This window comes from Micromonospora sp. LA-10 (genome assembly GCF_051853095.1).
Classification (GTDB): Bacteria; Actinomycetota; Actinomycetes; order Mycobacteriales; family Micromonosporaceae; genus Micromonospora; species Micromonospora echinospora_A.
This window is the reverse complement of the sequence record NZ_CP195710.1, coordinates 2,384,690-2,402,957: the sequence shown is the minus strand read 5'-3', so window position 1 is coordinate 2,402,957 and position 18,268 is coordinate 2,384,690. Positions and strand designations below refer to the sequence as shown.

Here is an 18,268-nt window from a genome sequence, read left to right as displayed (position 1 = left end):
CATGGAACGGTTGACGGCGGACGAGCGGCTCACCCTGAAGACCGGTGCGTTCGGCGCGGTCTTCCTGGTCTCCAACGCCGTACCGGGGGTGCTGGCGATGGTGCGGGAGAGCTTCGCCGCGTCCGGCGCGCTCGCCGACGTCGGGGGCGTGGTGAAGGAGGCGCTCACCACCGGCCCGCTGCCGCAGCTGCCCCGTGACTCGGCCCTGGAGGTCGAGTCCGTGGTGCTGCCCGCGCTGGGCCGGTCGATGGAGATCCTCCGGGACAAGTCGCCCGCCGACGCCGAGACGTACCGGTCGGTGGTGCTGGCCGCGGCGGAGCGGGTGGCGCAGGCGCACCGGGGGATCGAGCCGGCCGAGGCGGCGGCGATCGAGAAGATCACCCAGGCGCTGGCCGGATCGGCCTGATGCCGGTGACCTGCGTCACTGCGGGCGGTCGGGGTGTCCATGCTACTTGCGGGTAACATTGCGGTCGTGGGGAAGTGCACAGCTGCCCGCGGTTGACCCACGTTGCGTCACGCGGGAGGCTGCGCCCGTGACCGGGCGAGTGATCGCTACACCAAACAGGAGGGTCGTCGAAGCGCGATGAACATCGTCGTACTCGTCAAGCAGGTGCCCGATTCGGGCGCGGACCGCAGCCTGCGTGCTGACGACAACACTGTCGACCGCGGTTCGGCGAACAACGTGATCAATGAGATGGACGAGTACGCCATCGAAGAGGCGTTGAAGATCAAGGAAGCGCATGGTGGTGAGGTCACTGTCCTGACGATGGGTCCGGACCGGGCGACCGAGTCGATCCGTAAGGCGCTCTCCATGGGCCCGGACAAGGCCGTCCACGTCGTCGACGACGCCCTGCACGGCTCCTGCGCGGTGGCCACCTCGAAGGTCCTCGCCGCCGCCCTCGGGCAGCTGGGCGCCGACCTGGTCATCTGCGGCGCGGAGTCGACCGACGGGCGGGTGCAGGTCATGCCGCACATGATCGCCGAGCGTCTGGGTGTGGCGGCGCTGACCGGCGCGCGGAAGCTCACCGTGGACGGGTCCAGCCTGACGGTGGAGCGGCAGACCGAGGAGGGCTACGAGGTGGTCACCGCCTCGACCCCGGCCGTGGTCTCCGTCTGGGACACCATCAACGAGCCGCGCTACCCCTCCTTCAAGGGCATCATGGCGGCGAAGAAGAAGCCGGTGCAGACGCTGTCCCTGGGCGACCTGGGCGTGGCCCCCGGCGAGGTGGGTTTCGACGGCGCGACCAGTGCCGTGGTGGAGCACGCCAAGCGGCCGCCGCGTTCGGGTGGCGAGAAGATCACCGATGAGGGCGAGGGCGGCGTGAAGCTGGTCGAGTTCCTTGCTGCCGAGAAGTTCGTGTGAGGGGTCTGGACATGTCTGAGGTTCTCGTCGTCGTCGAAGCCACCAAGGAATTCGGCGTCAAGAAGGTCACCCTGGAGATGCTCACCCTCGCCCGCGAGCTGGGCACCCCGAGCGCCGTCGTCCTCGGCGGCGCCGGCGCCGCCGACGCGTTGAGCGCGAAGCTGGGTGAGTACGGGGCGGAGAAGATCTACGCCGCGGAGGGTGAGGAGATCGACGGCTACCTGGTGGCCCCCAAGGCGACAGTGGTCGCCGACCTCGTGAAGCGGGTGCAGCCCGCGGCGGTGCTGCTGGCGTCGTCGCAGGAGGGCAAGGAGATCGCCGCGCGGCTGGCGGTCAAGCTGGACAACGGCATCCTGACCGACGTCGTCGGCCTGGCCGCGGACGGCACTGCCACGCAGGTGGCGTTCGCCGGTTCCACCATCGTGAAGTCGAAGGTGACGAAGGGCCTGCCGCTGGTCACGGTGCGGCCGAACTCGCTGGCCCCGGTTCCGGCCGCTGCCACTGCGGCGGTGGAGCAGCTGTCGGTGTCGGTCACCGACGCGGACAAGCTGGCGAAGGTGGTGGAGCGGGTCGCGGAGCAGAAGGGCTCCCGCCCGGAGCTGACCGAGGCGTCGGTGGTTGTGTCCGGTGGTCGGGGTGTGGGTAACGCGGACAACTTCAAGTTGGTCGAGGAGATCGCCGACCTGCTCGGCGGCGCGGTCGGCGCGTCCCGCGCGGCGGTGGACTCCGGCTACTACCCGCACCAGTTCCAGGTCGGTCAGACCGGTAAGACGGTGTCCCCGCAGCTGTATGTCGCGCTGGGTATTTCCGGGGCGATCCAGCACCGGGCCGGTATGCAGACCTCGAAGACCATCGTCGCGGTCAACAAGGACGCCGAAGCGCCGATCTTCGAACTCGCCGACTACGGCGTGGTCGGCGACCTGTTCAAGGTCGTCCCGCAGGCCGCCGAGGAGATCCGCAAGCGCAAGTGACAGTTGCGTGAAAAAGGCCGCCGCCCGGTGATCCGGGCGGCGGCCTTTTCTCGTGGGGAGCTGATCGGCGGGCCGGGGAGCTGAGCCGGCCCGCCGATCAGCCCGTCAGGGTGCCCCTCAACAGGCTGTCGCCGGAGTGATCGGGCTTGTTGTCGTACTGCTCCGCGCTGATGTCCACGACGGTGTAGGTACGCAGGTCCACGTTGCGGGGGATCGGCAGGAGCGCGTCCCCTGAACCGTTGCTCAGCGTACCCACGGAAAGCATCTCCATCGTCTTCGGATCAATCAGCCAGACCTCGTAGTACCCCGGAACGGTCGGGAGATTCGTCACGTGCAGATGCAACCGGTTGTCACCGAGCACCCGCGCGTCACCGGAGGCGTCCTTCGGTGTCGAGCCGAACGCGGCGAGCGGCGCGCTGGCCACCACCGGCGGCTCGGGATCGGTCTCCGTGCCGCCGCCGCCGAGCACCGCCGCGGTGCCGGCGACACCGATCACCGCGGCGGCGGTGGCGGTGACCGCAGTGGTCGCCCACCCCGGCCAGCGCCGGCCCCGCCGCGTTCGGCGCGAGACGGCGGGTACGGCGACCGGCTCCACCGGGTCGGCCGGGTCGGCCGGGTCGGCCGGACGCGGCAGGCGCCGCTCGGTCAGCGCCGGCAGTTCCTCGGCGGCCCGGATCTCGGCCACGATGCCCTGCCAGATGTGCTCCGGCGGGTCGGGCAGGTCGGCCAGGCCCTGGGTGCCCGCGCCGAGCCCGGCGACGTGCTGGAGCGTCTCCATCTCGCCCCGGCAGTGGTCGCAGGTGTCCAGATGGGTGGCCTCACCGTCAGCCGCCTCACTCTCACCGAGCGCCAGAAAGACCAGCCGGTCGTGGTCCAGGTGCTGCACCGTCCACCTCCCATCTGCGTTTCAAGCTCTGCATGCCGCGTCTGATGTGACTCTTGACCGTGCCGAGCGGCACTCCGGTCACCGCCGCGATCTGCTGATGTGTCAGGTCGTCGTAGAACGCCAGTTCGAGCATCCGGCGCTGGTCGTCGGGGAGCCGGGCCAGTTCGTCGGCGACCACCAGCCGGTCGACCACGGTGTCCGGGTCGGGGCCGGTGGAGACCGGCTCGGGCAGCTGCTTCACCGTCTCGACCACCCGGGTCTCCCGGGCCGCGGCCCGGATCCGGTCGACCACCTTGCGCCGCCCGATCCCGAGCAGCCAGCCGACCAGTGAGCCTTTCGCCGGGTCGAACGTCTCCCGGCCCAGCCAGGCGGCGACGAACGTCGCCTGGGTCACGTCCTCTGCGTCACTACGGTTCACGAGCGTCGTGGTGGCCAGGTGCAGCACCGCTCGCCCGTACCGGTCGTACGCCTCTCGCAGGGCGGCCTCGTCGCCGTCGCGGAACCGGACGGCGAGGTCGTCCTCGCCCGGCGGTTCGGGGCCCTGCCTCGCCGCCGTCACCGGGCGGCTCGCCTTCCGTGGGGCATGCCCGACTGTAACTCCCACAGCCCTCGCCCCACTCTTCCGGTGTGTCCGTGACGACCCTCGTCACCTCTCCTTCGTCGCCGGAAGGCCCGGCGGATGCGCCCGGAGACGGGAAAAAGAAATCGGATCCGGGCGCATCCGGGGGCGACGGAGCCGGCGTAACCCGTTCTGCAAGCCAGGCCTGACGAATCAGCATGAACTACCAGGAGGCAGACAATGCAGTACGCGATGTTCCGTCGGGTCGCCGCGGGCGGCGCGGTGGCCGCCCTCACCTTCGCCGGCGTCGGCGCCGCCACCATGAGCCCGGCCTACGCCGCCTCGTCGAAGGTCTCCGTGGTCCACGGCATCCCGGACACCCCGGTCGACGTGTACGTCAACGGCGAGAAGACGCTGAACAACTTCAAGCCCGGCGACGTCGCCGGCCCGCTCACCCTGCCCGAGGGGGAGTACGACATCGCCCTGACCAAGCCGGGCGAGGCGATCGACAAGGCGATCCTGAAGGTGGACGACGCCGCGGTGCCGGGCGGGGCGAACATCAGCCTCGCCGCGCACCTGAGCGCCGACGGCAACCCGCAGATCACGCCGTTCGTCAACGACGTGTCCAAGGTGGGCGCCGGCAAGGCCCGGCTGATCGTCCGGCACACCGCCGCCGCCCCGGCCGTCGACGTGCGGGCCGGCGGCAAGCCGGTCTTCGAGACCCTGACCAACCCGAAGGAGGCCAAGGCCGACGTGGCCGCCGGCGCGGTGAAGGCGGACGTGGTGCTGGCCGGCACCGACACCGTCGCCATCGGCCCGGCCGACCTGAACCTCAAGGAGGGCACCGCCACCATCGTCTACGCCATCGGCTCGGCCGAGGCGAAGAACCTGAGCGTGGTCGCCCAGACCATCAGCGGCCTGCACTCGGCGCCGGGCGGCGTCCCCAGCGGCACCGGCGGCCAGGCCGGCACCGGCGTGGACACCTGGTGGTACGTGCTGGCCGGCGCCGGCGTGCTGCTCCTGGTCGGCGGCGGTGCGCGGGTGGCGGCAACCGCCCGGGCCGGTCGCCGGTGACGGTGCGCAACCGCGGGGCGCTGGCGGCGATGGCCGCCGGCGCCGCCGCGCTCACCCTGGCCGGCGTGGTCGCGTGCGGGTCCGAGCCCGCCGAGGACGTCGGCGGCGACGAGGTGGCGGCCCTGGCCAGCCCCACCCCGACGCGCACGCCGGCCGCCGCCGCGACCGGCTCGGTGCCGGTGAACCCGGGCACGCTGCCGGCCGGCAGCGAGATCGTGCCACCGGTGAAGCTGAGCATCCCGCCGATCCGGGTCACCGCCACCGTCGACCCGGTGGGCGTCAACGAGCGCACCGACGAGTTCGAGGTGCCGCCCAGCGTGGACCAGGTCGGCTGGTACCGCTACGGCCCGGGCCTGGAGGCCGACGCCGGCTCGGTGGTGATCGCCGGGCACGTGGACAGCGCCGAGCAGGGCAAGGGCGCGTTCTTCCGGCTGCGCGAGCTGGGCCAGGGGGACAAGCTCACCGCCACCGGCTCGGACGGCCGTGAGCGCGCCTACCGGGTGGTGGCCCGGGAGGAGTACCGGAAGTCGAAGATCCCGCTGGAGCGGTACTTCGCGCGCGACGGGAAGCCCCGCCTCACGCTGATCACCTGCGGCGGGCCGTTCGACGCGAAGACCCGCAGCTACCGGGACAACATCGTGATCACCGCCGTTCCCGCGTGATCACTGCCGTTCCGCGTGAGCGGCCGGACCGCCCCGGGTGGGACGGGGCGGTCCGGCCCCCGGCGGCGGGTTCGCAGGCCGTTAGGCTGAACGGTGATGGCATACCTTGATCATGCGGCGACGACCCCGATGCTCGACGAGGCACTCGAGGCGTACGTCGCGACCGCCCGCGAGGTGGGGAACGCGTCGTCGCTGCACGCGGCGGGCCGCCGTGCCCGGCGACGGGTGGAGGAGTCCCGTGAGCGGGTGGCCGCCGCGCTCGGCGCCCGCCCCTCCGAGGTGATCTTCACCGGTGGCGGGACGGAGAGCGACAACCTCGCCGTGAAGGGCGTCTTCTGGGCCCGCCGCGCGGCCCGGGCCGACCGGGTCCGGGTGGTCTCCAGCTCGGTCGAGCACCACGCCGTGCTGGACGCGGTGGACTGGCTGGTCGAGCACGAGGGCGCGCAGGCCGGCCTCCTTCCGGTGGACGCGGTCGGCCGGCTCGACCCGGAGCGGCTGCGCGCCGAGCTGACCGAGCACGGCGAGCGGGTGGCCGTGGTCACCGCCATGTGGGCCAACAACGAGGTCGGCACCGTGCAGCCGGTCGCCGAGCTCGCAGCTGTGGCCGCCGCGCACGGCGTGCCGTTCCACACCGACGCCATCCAGGCGGTCGGTCAGGTGCCTGTCGACTTCGCCGCCAGTGGGGTGTCCGCGCTCACCGTGACCGGGCACAAGCTCGGCGGGCCGACCGGCGTGGGCGCGCTGCTGCTGGCCCGCGACGTGCCCGCCACCCCGCTGCTGCACGGCGGCGGCCAGGAGCGCGACGTCCGTTCCGGCACGCTCGACACCGCCGGCATCGTCGCGTTCGCCGTCGCCGTCGAGACCGCGGTGAAGGGCCAGCAGGAGTACGCGGCCCGCGTCGCCGCGCTCCGCGACGAACTGGTCGAGCGGGTCCGCCACGCCGTCCCCGAGGTGATCTTCAACGGTGACCCGGCCGACCGGCTCCCCGGCAACGCGCACTTCTCCTTCCCCGGCTGCGAGGGGGACGCGCTGTTGCTGCTCCTGGACGCCCAGGGCATCGCCTGCTCGACCGGGTCGGCCTGCTCGGCGGGGGTGGCCCAGCCCTCGCACGTGCTGCTGGCGATGGGCGCCGACGACGACCGGGCCCGGTCCTCGCTGCGCTTCACGCTGGGGCACACCAGCACCGGCGCGGACGTGGACGCGCTGATCGCCGCGCTGCCCGCCGCTGTGGAGCGGGCCCGCCGCGCGGCCGCCCTCCGTACGCCCCGCTGAGCCGGATACGCTCGGTGAGGACGAGGGGAGTGGGCCGGTGAGGGTTCTGGCGGCGATGTCGGGCGGGGTGGACTCCGCCGTCGCGGCGGCGCGGGCGGTGGAGGCCGGGCACGACGTGACGGGCGTGCACCTGGCGCTGGCCCGCAACCCGCAGACGTACCGCACCGGTGCGCGGGGCTGCTGCACGCTGGAGGACTCCCGGGACGCCCGGCGCGCCGCCGACGTGCTGGGCATCCCGTTCTACGTGTGGGACATGGCCGACCGGTTCCACGACGACGTGGTGGACGACTTCGTGGCCGAGTACGCCGCCGGGCGTACCCCGAATCCGTGCCTGCGCTGCAACGAGAAGATCAAGTTCGCGGCGGTGCTGGACCGGGCCGTGGCCCTGGGCTTCGACGCCGTGGTGACCGGTCACCACGCCCGGCTCGGCCCCGACGGCCTGCTGCGGCGCAGCGTCGACGCGGCGAAGGACCAGTCGTACGTGCTGGCGGTGCTGACCCGCGCGCAGCTCGACCGGTCGATCTTCCCGCTCGGCGACTCGACAAAGGCCGACGTGCGCGCGGAGGCCGCCCGGCGCGGCCTGGCGGTCGCCGACAAGCCGGACTCGCACGACATCTGCTTCATCGCCGACGGCGACACCCGCGGCTTCCTCGCCGAGCGGCTCGGCGAGGCGCCCGGCCAGGTGGTGGACGCGCTCACCGGCGCGGTGGTGGGCAGCCACAGCGGCGCCTACCAGTACACCGTCGGGCAGCGGCGCGGGCTGCACCTGGACCGCCCGGCGCCGGACGGCCGGCCCCGCTACGTGCTCTCCATCACCCCGACCACGAACACGGTCACAGTCGGCCCCGCCGAGGCGCTGGAGGTCTCCGACGTGCGCGCCACCCGCCCGGTGTGGACCGGCGGGCCGCGCCCGGACGGGCCGATCGAGTGCGAGGTGCAGCTGCGGGCGCACGGCGACGTGGTGCCGGCCGCCGTCGAGGTCGACGCCGACGGCCTGCGGGCGTCGCTGCGCCGCCCGGTGCGGGGTGTCGCCGCCGGCCAGGCGATCGTCGCCTACCGGCCGGACCCGGCCGGTGACGTGGTCCTCGGCTCCGCCACCATCACCGCCGCCTGACCTCGCACGGGCAGCGGATAGGCTGCGGCCGTGACTGAGCAGGCGTGGCCCTGGCCCACCGGCGCGGCGACCGGTATCGGGTCGCTGCCCGGCACCGACATCGCCGAGGCGCAGCGGATCGTGCTCGGCGAGCTGCCCACGCTGCCGCACCTGCCCGAGCTGCCCGCCCGGGGGCCGGGCGCGGACCTCGTCGGCCGCAGCGCCGGCCTGCTCGTCGAACTGCCGGTCGAGCTGTACGCGGCCCGCTGGCGGATCGCCCCGCGCCCCGGCCGGGACCTGCGCCGCGCCCGTGACCTGATGGAACGCGACCTCGACCAGCTCGCCGAGCAGGCCGAGGGGTACGCCGGCCCGGTCAAGGTCCAGGCCGCCGGCCCGTTCACCCTCGCCGCCACGCTGGAGCTGCCGATCGGCGGCCGGATGCTGCGCGACCCGGGCGCGGTACGCGACCTCGCCGGCTCGCTCGGCGAAGGGCTGCGCGTGCACGTGGACGCGGTGACCCGGCGGCTGCCCGGCGCCTCGGTGCTGCTCCAGCTCGACGAGCCGTCCCTGCCGGCGGTGCTGGCCGGCCGGGTGCCCACCGAGAGCGGCTTCGGCGCCTACCGTCCGGTGGAGACCGAGGTGGCGCGGGGACTGCTGCGCGACGTGATCGACGCGGCCGGCGTACCGGCGCTGGTGCACTGCTGCGCGCCGGACGTACCGCTGGAGCTGATCCGATCCGCCGGCGCGGTGGGCGTCGCGCTCGACCTGTCGCTGGTCACCGACCTCGACCCGCTCGGCGAGGTGATCGACGCCGGGCTCGGCCTGCTGGCCGGCGCCGCGCCGACGCTGCCGCCGGCCTCCGGCCGGGCGCCGACGTCGACCGAGGTCGCCGACCGGGTCCGCCGGGTCTGGGACAAGCTCGGCTTCCCCCGCCGCCGGCTGGCCGAGCAGGTGGTGGTCACCCCCGCGTGCGGCCTGGCCGGCGCCACCCCGGGGTACGCCCGCGCGGTGCTGACCGCCTGCCGCGACGCCGGCCGGCGTCTCGCCGAGGACTGACGTTTTTCCGTCGTACCCGCCGGGCACGATGACCGGCATGATTGGACGACTGCGTTCCACAGTGATCGACTGCCCCGATCCGCGTGCGCTCGCCGCCTTCTACGCCGAGCTGCTCGGCCTGCCCGTGGTGGAGGAGAACTCCGACGGCGACGAGTGGGTGGTGCTCGGCGGCCCGCCCGGGCACCAGCCGCGGGTGGCCTTCCAGAAGGCGCCCGGCCTGCGCGCCCCCGACTGGCCCGACCCGGCCCGGCCGCAGCAGCTCCACCTCGACGTGACTGTCGACGACATCGAGGCGGCCGAGAAGGCGGCGCTGGCGCTGGGCGCGCGGCGGCTGCCCGGTGAGGGGGAGGGCTTCCGGGTCTACGCCGATCCGGCCGGCCACCCGTTCTGCCTCTGCTGGGACTGATCTTCCGCCACTTGCGCGGCGGGGGCATGATCGCCACCGTGACCGCCTCCACCGCCACCGGCCGCGCCGCCGGCTCGCTGTTCGGCCTGGCCTACGGCGACGCCCTGGGCAAGCCGACCGAGTTCCTGACCGTCACCGAGATCGTCCGGCGCTACGGCCCCGACGGTCCGCGCGAGCTGACCGGCGACCCGGCCCTGGTCACCGACGACACGCAGATGGCGCTGGCCGTGGCGCGGGCGCTGCACGAGGCGCCCGCGTACACGGCCGAGGCGGTGGAGCCGCTGCTGCGGCAGCGCTTCGTGGACTGGTCGGTCAGCCCGGAGAACAACCGCGCTCCCGGCATGACCTGCCTGCGGGCCTGCGCCGAGCTGGCGTTGGGCACCCGCTGGCAGGAGGCCACTGTCGCCGGCTCGAAGGGCTGCGGCGCGAACATGCGGGTCACCCCGGTCGGGCTGCTCGACGTCGACCTCGACACCATGGCCGGGCTGGCCCAGCTCCAGGCCGGGCTCACCCACGGTCACCCGACCGGGCTGGCGGCCAGCGAGCTGACCGCGTACGCGGTCCGGCTGCTGCGCGACGGCGCGGCGCTGCCGGAGCTGCCCGGCCTGCTCACCGAGCGGGCGCGGGAGCAGCGCACCGTCTACCGGGAGGACTGGCTGGGCGACCTGTGGCAGCGGCCCGGCCAGAGCGACGCGGCCGGGTTCATCGCCCGGGGCTGGGACGACTGTCTGCGGGTGCTCGACCGGCTGGAGGCGGCACTGGCCCGCCCGGATGACGGCGGCGACCCGTGCCGGCTCACCGGCGAGGGGTGGATCGCCGAGGAGGCGCTCGCAACTGCGCTGCTCTGCGCGCTGCGTCACGTGGACGACCCGGTCGGCGCGCTGGCCCGGGGCGCCACCACGGCCGGTGACTCGGACTCCATCGCCGCGCTGGCCGGCGCGTTCGCCGGCGCCGCGTACGGCATGGCCGCCTGGCCGGCCGGGTGGGCCGACCGGATCGAGTACGCCGGGCAACTCGCCACGCTCGCCGACGCGCTCGACCCAGGGGCGCCGCAGCGCTGAGGCCGGGCGCCGCTCCGGTTCGCGGGGAGAGCGGAAGGCAGGCGGGGTTCGCGTGGCGGCGTCGTCGGCTGCGGCGGGCGTCGGCTGCGGCGCCCGGCTCAGCCGGCGAGGTGGTTCAGGCGGCGGACACCGCGCCACAGCGCCGGGTCGCAGGTGCCGGCCCGGTCGGCGAACGCGGTGAGCGGCACCGGGATGGGCTCACTGATGTCCAGGTAGCTGTCGTGGTCGGCGTCCGGGTCCCAGCCCCGGGTCGGGATCGGCAGGTGGTCGTCCCGGTCCGACTTGTCCTGGCTGGTGATCTTGAGGACCTCGGCGTCCTCACCGTCGATCCGCAGCACCAGGCAGGGGCGCACCTTGGAGCCGGTCCCGTCGGCGTAGGGCACGTCGGCCCACCAAATATCCCCGGGCCGGGGCTCGTCCCGGTCCGTCCGCCCGGCGCCACGCGGCCGTGGCGGCGCGCCGACGCGGTCACCCCGTGCGCCGGCGCCGGCCCGGTCACCGCGGCGTCCGCCGTCGGGCCGGTCGGTGCCGGTCCGGTCGTCGCGCGGTCCGCGCCCGGTCCGGCCGCCGCGCCCGGAACCCGGCCGCCGCCCGTCGGCCCGGTCGCGCGCCCCGGCGGAACGATCGGCCGACCGGCGGCGCCACTCGTTCCAGAGCCAGCCGGCCGCGACGCAGGCCACGATCACCAGCGCCCAGATCAACCCGTCGCGCATCAGTACCCGCCTCCCGACCGTTCCCGCACAGCGTCGCCGAGGCGATGGTCGCACGCCCGGGGCCGGACCGCGCGGGGGCGCGACCCGCGCCGGTTCGCCCTGCTCGTCCGGGTGGCCGGACTGTTGTCACCCCCGACCGCTACGGTTCTCGGGTAGCGCGAGCACGGGAGGCGACAGCGGTGTCCGAAGGCGGCGGCGTGTCCGAAGAAGCGATTCCCACGGCGGCCGACGCGGCCCAGGAGGCGGCGGCGGGGGCCGAGCCGACCCCGGCGGCCCGGGAGCGGCACGCCACGCTCAGCCAGGAGCTGACCGAACACCAGTACCGCTACTACGTGCTGGACGCGCCGACCGTCACCGACGCGGAGTTCGACACGCAGCTGCGGGAGCTGGAGGCGCTGGAGGCGGAATTCCCGGCCCTGCGCACCCCCGACTCGCCCACCCAGCGCGTCGGCGGCACCTTCTCCACCGACTTCACGCCGGTCGCCCACGCCGAGCGGATGCTCTCGCTCGACAACGCCTTCGCCGACGAGGAACTGGCCGCCTGGGCCGAGCGGGTCGAGCGCGACGCCGGCGGTCCGGTGCCCTACCTGTGCGAGCTGAAGGTCGACGGGCTCGCCATCAACCTGACCTACGAGAAGGGCCGGCTGGTGCGCGCGGCCACCCGGGGCGACGGCCGCACCGGCGAGGACGTCACCGCGAACGTGCGCAGCATCAAGGGCGTGCCGGCCCGGCTGACCCCGGCCGACGACTTCCCCGACGTACCGGATCTGATCGAGGTGCGCGGCGAGATCTACTTCCCGGTGGCCGCGTTCGCCGACCTCAACGCGAGCCTGGTCGAGCAGGGCAAGGCGCCGTTCGCCAACCCGCGCAACGCGGCCGCCGGCAGCCTGCGCCAGAAGGACCCGCGGGTCACCGCCTCCCGGCCGCTGCGCCTGGTGGTGCACGGCATCGGCGCCCGCACCGGCTTCCGGCCGACGGCGCAGTCCGAGTCGTACGCCGCGCTCAAGGCGTGGGGGCTGCCCACCAGCGACCGCTGGAAGGTGGTGGACGACCTGGCCGGGGTCGCGGAATACATCGCCTACTACGGCAAGCACCGGCACGACGTCGAGCACGAGATTGACGGCGTGGTGGTCAAGGTCGACCCGGTCTCCATCCAGGGCCGGCTCGGCTCGACCAGCCGGGCCCCCCGCTGGGCGATCGCCTTCAAATACCCGCCGGAGGAGGTGAACACCAAGCTGCTCGACATCGACGTCAACGTCGGGCGCACCGGCCGGGTCACCCCGTTCGCCGTCCTCGAACCGGTCCGGGTGGCCGGCTCCACAGTCGCGCTGGCCACGCTGCACAACGCCCGCGAGGTCGAGCGCAAGGGCGTGCTCATTGGCGACACCGTGGTGCTGCGCAAGGCCGGCGACGTGATCCCCGAGGTGCTCGGCCCGGTGGTCGAGCTGCGCCCGGCCGACGCCCGCCCGTTCGTCATGCCGACCACCTGCCCGGCCTGCGGCACGCCGCTCGCGCCGGCCAAGGAGAGCGACGTCGACATCCGCTGCCCCAACGGGCGGGCCTGCCCCGGTCAGATCCGCGAGCGTGTCTTCTACCTGGCCAGCCGCAAGGTGCTCGACATCGAGGTGCTCGGCGAGAAGGGCGCGGCGGCGCTGCTGGACGCGCAGATCATCACCAACGAGGGCGACCTGTTCCAGCTCGACGCCGACCAGTTGAGCCGGTCGCCGTTCTTCGTCAACAAGGACGGCAGCCTGGGCAGCAACGCGGTCAAGCTGCTCGACAACCTCGCCGAGGCCAAGGAACGCGACCTGTGGCGCGTGCTGGTGGCGCTCTCCATCCGGCACGTCGGCCCGACCGCCGCCCAGGCGCTCGCCCGGCATTTCCGGTCGGTCGACGCCATCGAGGCGGCGGGCGAGGAGGAGCTGTCCTCGGTGGACGGCGTCGGCCCGACCATCGCCGCCAGCGTCAAGGAGTGGTTCGCCGTCGACTGGCACCGCGACGTGGTGCGCAAGTGGGCCGAGGCGGGCGTACGGATGGCCGAGGAGGCCGCCGACGAGGGGCCGCGCCCGCTCGACGGCGTCACAGTCGTGGTCACCGGGACGCTCAGCGGGTTCAGCCGCGACCAGGCCGCCGAGGCGATCCAGGCCAGGGGCGGCAAGGTGACCGGTTCGGTGTCCAAGAAGACGGGGTTCGTGGTGGTCGGCGACAACCCGGGTTCCAAGGCCGACAAGGCGGCCACCCTGAAACTGCCGATCCTCGACGAGGACGGCTTCCGGGTGCTGCTGGATTCCGGCCCGGACGCGGCCCGCGAGGTGGCCCGGGTAGAGGACTGACCTGGTCACGACGACCGGCCCGGCGGATACCAAGTTAATTACGACTACGACCGATTCGTGACTGTCGTGTCGGGGAAACCGCCTCGGAGGGCGTTTCATTGGCGTACGGCGCGTGACGGCGCGCGCCAGACGTTGCCCCGGGAGGTGCGATGGAGACCGGCGACCCGCGTAACTCCGTCCCGCCCGGGCGCAGCGGGCCGTTCTTCGGCTTCGTCGCCGCGGTCGGCGTGGTCGCGGTGCTCGTCTCGGCCTGGCCGCTGGTCGCGCTCGCCGACCGGCTGACCGAGCTGCCGGCCGCGTTCTGGACCATGGCGGCGCTCGCCGTCGCCTGCGACGCCCGCCCGTTCGTGCCGCCCGGGCGGCGGCAGACCTCGGCCGTGTTCCCGTCGACGTGCTTCACCTTCGCCATCCTGCTCGGCTGGGGCTTCGGCCCGGCAGTGGCGGTGCAGGCCGTGGCCGTCGCGGTGAGCGGCTGGCGGCTCGGGTACGCGCCCTGGCGTACCGGCTTCAACGCCGCGCAGTACGCGTGCGCGCTCGCCGCCGCGTACGCGGTCAGCCGGCTCGGTCCGGGCGAGCTGTTCGGCGACGGCCGGCTGCACTGGACCGACGTGGCGGCGGTGGGCGGCGCGACGGCCGCCTGGTTCGTGGTCAACTACGGGCTGGTCAGCTCCGCCGTACGGCTGCGGTTCGGCGACCGCTGGTGGCCCAGCGTGCGCAGCGGGCTGGCCTACGAGCTGCTTGCCACCGGCTCGCTGCTGCTGCTCGCGCCGGTGCTGGTGGCCGCCGCCCGGGCCAGCGCGGCGCTGATCCCGCTGGTGCTGGTGCCGCTGTTCGCGGTCTACCGGATGGCCCGGCTCTCCGACGAGCGGGAGCAGCTCGCCGACGTGGACCCGCTCACCGGGCTGCCCAACCGCAAGGCGCTGCTCACCGAGGTGGCCGAGCAGGTGCACCTGCACGCCGAGCGGGCCGCCCGGGGCGTGCCGGGCTCGCACCTGGCCCTGCTGCTGCTCGACCTCGACCGGTTCAAGCACGTCAACGACGCGCTCGGGCACGCGGTGGGAGACCGCCTCCTGGTCGAGGTGAGCGCCCGGCTGATGGGCGTGGTCGGCGCGGGCGACATGGTGGCGCGGCTCGGCGGTGACGAGTTCGCGATCGTCGTACCCCGGCTCGGCGACATCGACCAGGCCCGCGAGCGGGCCGACCGGGTGGTCGCGGCGCTCGCCGAGCCGGTGCCGCTGGACGGGTTGCCGCTGGACGTGGGCGGCTCGATCGGCATCGCGCTCTACCCGGACCACGGCGAGGACTTCGCCACCCTGATGCGGCACGCCGACGTGGCCATGTACGACGCGAAGCACCGCAACGACACGGTGGCGGTGTACGCGCCGGAGTCCGACCACAACTCGGCCGAGCGACTGAGTCTCCTGGCCGACCTGCGCCGGGTGCTGGAGTCGGGCCCGTCCGCGCAGGGCGGGGAGTCGGTGGGCGTACGCGGGGGTGACGGCGCGGCCCTGACGCCGGCGCTGTCCGCCCCGCGCCCGGCCCGGGCCGAGCGGTCGTCCCGCAACCAGCGTCCGGCGCGCGACGACGGCCGGGGCGGCGGACGGTCGGGCGACGGGCCGAACCGATGGCTGCGGCGCCGCCGGGACCGCTCCGCGGAGCGGCACGACGACGACCTGATCGAGCGGATCCTCACCGGCGCCGACCCGATCCGCAGCCGGGCCGCGCGCTCGGGCGCCGCCGGAGCGGTGGTGACGCCGCTCGTGGTCGGTGGCGGCGACGCCGACGCGGATGCCGCGCGCGAGGCCGACACCGGGCCGGACGCCGAGGCCGCGCGCGAGGCCGACACCGGGCACGAGGCGCAGGCCGCGGTGAGCACTGGCGCGCCCGGCGTCATCGGGCCGACCGCCGACGGGAGCGCCGAGCCGGAGGACCAGTCCGGGCACCCGGGCGAGATCACCATGTACTACCAGCCGCAGATCGCGATCGCGACCGGTGAGGTGGTCGGCGTCGAGGCGCTGCTGCGGTGGCGGCACCCGCGCCGGGGCATGGTCGACCCGGGCGAGCTGATCCAGGTCGCCGAGCAGAGCGCGGTGATGCGGCTGCTCACCCGCCGCGTGGTGGACGACGTGGTGGAGCAGCTGGCCAAGTGGTCGGCGGCCGGCCTCACGCTGCGGGCCGCGCTCAACGTCAGCGTCCGTGACCTGCACACCGGCGAGATCGCCGACCAGATCGCCGACCGGCTGACCCGGTACGGGGTGCCGCCGGAGCGCCTCCAGGTGGAGATCACCGAGGGCGCGCTGATGGCCGACCCGCGGCGGGTGCTCGCCAGCATCACCCAGCTGCACCGGATCGGCGTCGGCATCGCGCTGGACGACTTCGGCACCGGCTACTCGTCGCTGCAACACCTGCGCCGGCTGCCGCTGTCGGAGGTGAAGGTGGACCGCTCGTTCGTGCTGGGGATGGCGGACGACCCGGACGACGCGGCGATCGTCCGCTCGATGATCGAGCTGGCCGGCGCGCTCGGGCTGCGGGTGGTGGCCGAGGGCGTGGAGGACGAGCGCACCTGGCGGTTGCTGCACGCCGCCGGCTGCGACGTGGCGCAGGGCTGGTTCCACGCCCGGCCGATGCCGGCCGAGGACCTGGTGGCCTGGTTGTCGCGCTACCGTCCGGTGCGTCCGGCGGAGGCCGGGAGCCGCAGCGGGCCGGCGGCCGAGGGGGAGTCGAAGGCGTCGTCGTGACGGCGGGACAATAGACTCGCTCCGGTCACCGCGCGTCATCCCGTTCGCGCGGCCGGCCCACCGCAGACGTCTCAGGACAGCCACGAAGGGGGCACCCGATGGCCGCCATCTCCCGCGAGGAGGTCGCGCACCTCGCGCGACTGTCGCGGCTCGCCGTCACCGAGGAGGAGTTGGACACCTTCGCCGGCCAGCTGGATGTGATCCTCCAGTCGGTCGCGCAGGTCGGCGAGGTCGCCGCGGCGGACATCCCGCCGACGTCCCACTCGGTGCCGCTCACGAACGTGCTCCGCGAGGACGTCGTACGGCCGGGCCTGACCCCGCAGGAGGCGCTGTCCGGCGCCCCCGACGCCGAGGAGCAGCGGTTCCGCGTCCCGCGGATCCTGGACGAGGATGTGGCATCGTGACCGACCTGACGAAGCTGACCGCCGTCGAGATCGCTGGGCTGGTGGCGAGCGGCGAGACCTCCGCCGTCGAGGTCACCCAGGCCCACCTGGACCGCATCGGCGCCGTCGACGACCGGGTGCACGCGTTCCTGCACGTCGACACCGAGGGGGCGCTCGCCGCCGCCCGGTCCGTGGACGAGCGCCGCGCGGCCGGTGAGGAACTCGGCCCGCTCGCCGGTGTGCCGGTCGCGGTGAAGGACGTGCTCACCACCAAGGGCGTGCCCACCACTGTCGGGTCGAAGATCCTGGAGGGCTGGCGCCCGCCGTACGACTCGACGATCGTCGAGCGGCTGCGCTCCGCTGGCACGGTGATGCTCGGCAAGACGAACATGGACGAGTTCGCCATGGGCTCCTCCACCGAATACTCCGCGTACGGGCCGACCCGTAACCCGTGGGACCTGGAGCGGATCCCGGGCGGCTCCGGCGGCGGCAGCGCGGCGGCGCTTGCGGCGTACGAGGCCCCGCTGTCGATCGGCTCGGACACCGGCGGCTCGATCCGCCAGCCGGGCGCGGTCACCGGCACCGTCGGCGCGAAGCCGACCTACGGCGGCACCTCCCGCTACGGCCTGGTGGCGTTCTCCTCGTCGCTGGACACGCCCGGCCCGTGCGCGCGTACCGTGCTGGACGCCGCGCTGCTGCACCAGGTGATCGGCGGTCACGACCCGCGCGACTCCACCTCGATCCCGGCCCCGGTGCCGGACGTGGTGGCCGCCGCGCGCCTCGGCGCCACCGGCGACCTGACCGGCGTCAAGCTCGGCATGGTCACCGAGTTCACCGGCGAGGGCGCGGAGCCGGGCGTGGCGGCCGCGTTCCGCGACGCGGCCGAGGCGCTGGCGAAGCTGGGCGCGGAGATCGTCGAGGTCTCCTGCCCGCACTTCAAGTACGCGCTGCCGGCCTACTACCTGATCGCGCCGAGCGAGTGCTCCTCCAACCTGGCCCGGTTCGACGGCGTCCGGTTCGGCCTGCGGGTCGGCGACGACGGCAACCGGTCGCTGGAGGAGGTCATGTCGCTGACCCGCGAGGCCGGCTTCGGCCCCGAGGTCAAGCGCCGCATCATGATCGGCACGTACGCGCTCTCCTCGGGCTACTACGACGCCTACTACGGCCAGGCGCAGAAGGTCCGCACCCTGATCACGCGGGACTTCACCAGCGCGTTCGAGCAGGTCGACGCGCTGATCTCGCCGACCACGCCGTTCGTGGCGTTCCCGCTGGGGTCGCGCACCGCCGACCCGTACCAGATGTACCTGGCGGACCTGTTCACCATCCCGACGAACCTGTACGGCGGCCCGGCGATCTCGGTGCCGTGCGGCCTGTCCGACGGGCTCCCGGTCGGCTTCCAGATCATGGCCCCGACCATGGCGGACGACCGGATGTACCGGGTCGCCGCCGCGCTGGAGAACGCTGTCGGGACGCTCACCCCGCCGACGATCTGAGCTGACGGGATTCTCACGCGCCCGGTGCGGTCACCACGACCGCGCCGGGCGCGTCTGTCGTCGCGGCGACACGATGATCACCGATCAGTGGATTGCCGGGGGTCACTGGCACTGGTCGAATAAACTGCGAGTCTGCTGGATCGACTGGACTGTGGCCCGCTGGCGGACGCGAGCGGTTCCGACCGAGAGCTGGATGTGCGATGGG

The 18,268-nt window shown here is 73.9% G+C and carries 17 protein-coding genes; 14 read left to right on the top strand and 3 right to left on the bottom strand.

Translation table 11 applies throughout. The annotated features are described in order from the left end of the window. The first annotated feature begins 1 nt into the window (after position 1). From ACSDG8_RS11110 to ACSDG8_RS11100, 3 genes are all read left to right on the top strand, one after another. Entirely contained in the window at positions 2–406 is a 405-nt protein-coding gene (locus ACSDG8_RS11110) for a hypothetical protein (protein ID WP_210898740.1), read from the top strand. 177 nt (positions 407–583) lie between these two features. Then, on the top strand, positions 584–1,363 hold the full coding sequence (locus tag ACSDG8_RS11105; RefSeq protein ID WP_210898741.1) for an electron transfer flavoprotein subunit beta/FixA family protein: 780 nt from the start codon (positions 584–586) through the stop codon (positions 1,361–1,363). Between the two features lie 11 nt (positions 1,364–1,374). Beyond that, on the top strand, positions 1,375–2,334 hold the full coding sequence (locus tag ACSDG8_RS11100; RefSeq protein ID WP_210898742.1) for an electron transfer flavoprotein subunit alpha/FixB family protein: 960 nt from the start codon (positions 1,375–1,377) through the stop codon (positions 2,332–2,334). A gap of 97 nt (positions 2,335–2,431) precedes the next feature. Here the strand turns inward: ACSDG8_RS11100 and ACSDG8_RS11095 are convergent, their stop codons facing one another. Together ACSDG8_RS11095 and ACSDG8_RS11090 are read right to left on the bottom strand one after the other, a co-directional pair. Then, positions 2,432–3,220, bottom strand: a complete 789-nt coding sequence (locus tag ACSDG8_RS11095; protein ID WP_210898744.1) for an anti-sigma factor — start codon at positions 3,218–3,220, stop codon at positions 2,432–2,434. Continuing rightward, entirely contained in the window at positions 3,174–3,779 is a 606-nt protein-coding gene (locus tag ACSDG8_RS11090) for an RNA polymerase sigma factor (protein ID WP_210898746.1), read from the bottom strand. Before ACSDG8_RS11090 ends, ACSDG8_RS11095 begins: the two co-directional genes overlap by 47 nt. A 240-nt stretch (positions 3,780–4,019) precedes the next feature. Between ACSDG8_RS11090 and ACSDG8_RS11085 the strand changes: the two genes are divergently transcribed. From ACSDG8_RS11085 to ACSDG8_RS11055, 7 genes are all read left to right on the top strand, one after another. Continuing rightward, on the top strand, positions 4,020–4,853 hold the full coding sequence (locus ACSDG8_RS11085) for a DUF4397 domain-containing protein (RefSeq protein ID WP_210898749.1): 834 nt from the start codon (positions 4,020–4,022) through the stop codon (positions 4,851–4,853). Beyond that, positions 4,850–5,515: a class F sortase gene (locus ACSDG8_RS11080; protein ID WP_210943072.1), complete on the top strand. Its 666-nt coding sequence runs from the start codon at positions 4,850–4,852 to the stop codon at positions 5,513–5,515. The genes ACSDG8_RS11085 and ACSDG8_RS11080 overlap by 4 nt, the downstream gene beginning before the upstream one ends. 96 nt (positions 5,516–5,611) lie before the next feature. Next, on the top strand, positions 5,612–6,787 hold the full coding sequence (locus ACSDG8_RS11075; RefSeq protein ID WP_210898753.1) for a cysteine desulfurase family protein: 1,176 nt from the start codon (positions 5,612–5,614) through the stop codon (positions 6,785–6,787). 37 nt (positions 6,788–6,824) lie between these two features. Next, positions 6,825–7,901, top strand: coding sequence for a tRNA 2-thiouridine(34) synthase MnmA (mnmA, locus tag ACSDG8_RS11070; RefSeq protein WP_210943071.1), 1,077 nt, complete (start codon positions 6,825–6,827; stop codon positions 7,899–7,901). A 30-nt stretch (positions 7,902–7,931) separates the two neighbouring features. Then, complete coding sequence (locus ACSDG8_RS11065) at positions 7,932–8,936, top strand: methionine synthase (RefSeq protein ID WP_210898756.1); 1,005 nt, start codon at positions 7,932–7,934, stop codon at positions 8,934–8,936. Between the two features lie 37 nt (positions 8,937–8,973). Beyond that, positions 8,974–9,342, top strand: a complete 369-nt coding sequence (locus ACSDG8_RS11060; RefSeq protein WP_210898758.1) for a VOC family protein — start codon at positions 8,974–8,976, stop codon at positions 9,340–9,342. A gap of 26 nt (positions 9,343–9,368) precedes the next feature. Continuing rightward, positions 9,369–10,403: an ADP-ribosylglycohydrolase family protein gene (locus ACSDG8_RS11055; RefSeq protein ID WP_210943070.1), complete on the top strand. Its 1,035-nt coding sequence runs from the start codon at positions 9,369–9,371 to the stop codon at positions 10,401–10,403. Positions 10,404–10,501: 98 nt separating this feature from the next. Here the strand turns inward: ACSDG8_RS11055 and ACSDG8_RS11050 are convergent, their stop codons facing one another. Continuing rightward, positions 10,502–11,116, bottom strand: a complete 615-nt coding sequence (locus ACSDG8_RS11050) for a type II toxin-antitoxin system PemK/MazF family toxin (protein ID WP_210943069.1) — start codon at positions 11,114–11,116, stop codon at positions 10,502–10,504. 197 nt (positions 11,117–11,313) lie between these two features. Between ACSDG8_RS11050 and ligA the strand changes: the two genes are divergently transcribed. From ligA to gatA, 4 genes are all read left to right on the top strand, one after another. Beyond that, positions 11,314–13,449: an NAD-dependent DNA ligase LigA gene (gene ligA / locus ACSDG8_RS11045; protein ID WP_210898763.1), complete on the top strand. Its 2,136-nt coding sequence runs from the start codon at positions 11,314–11,316 to the stop codon at positions 13,447–13,449. 149 nt (positions 13,450–13,598) lie between these two features. Then, positions 13,599–16,187: a putative bifunctional diguanylate cyclase/phosphodiesterase gene (locus ACSDG8_RS11040; protein WP_210898765.1), complete on the top strand. Its 2,589-nt coding sequence runs from the start codon at positions 13,599–13,601 to the stop codon at positions 16,185–16,187. 98 nt (positions 16,188–16,285) lie between these two features. After that, positions 16,286–16,591: an Asp-tRNA(Asn)/Glu-tRNA(Gln) amidotransferase subunit GatC gene (gene gatC, locus ACSDG8_RS11035; RefSeq protein WP_013284468.1), complete on the top strand. Its 306-nt coding sequence runs from the start codon at positions 16,286–16,288 to the stop codon at positions 16,589–16,591. Beyond that, entirely contained in the window at positions 16,588–18,063 is a 1,476-nt protein-coding gene (gene gatA / locus ACSDG8_RS11030) for an Asp-tRNA(Asn)/Glu-tRNA(Gln) amidotransferase subunit GatA (protein WP_210898767.1), read from the top strand. Before gatC ends, gatA begins: the two co-directional genes overlap by 4 nt. The last annotated feature ends 205 nt before the right edge of the window (positions 18,064–18,268 follow it).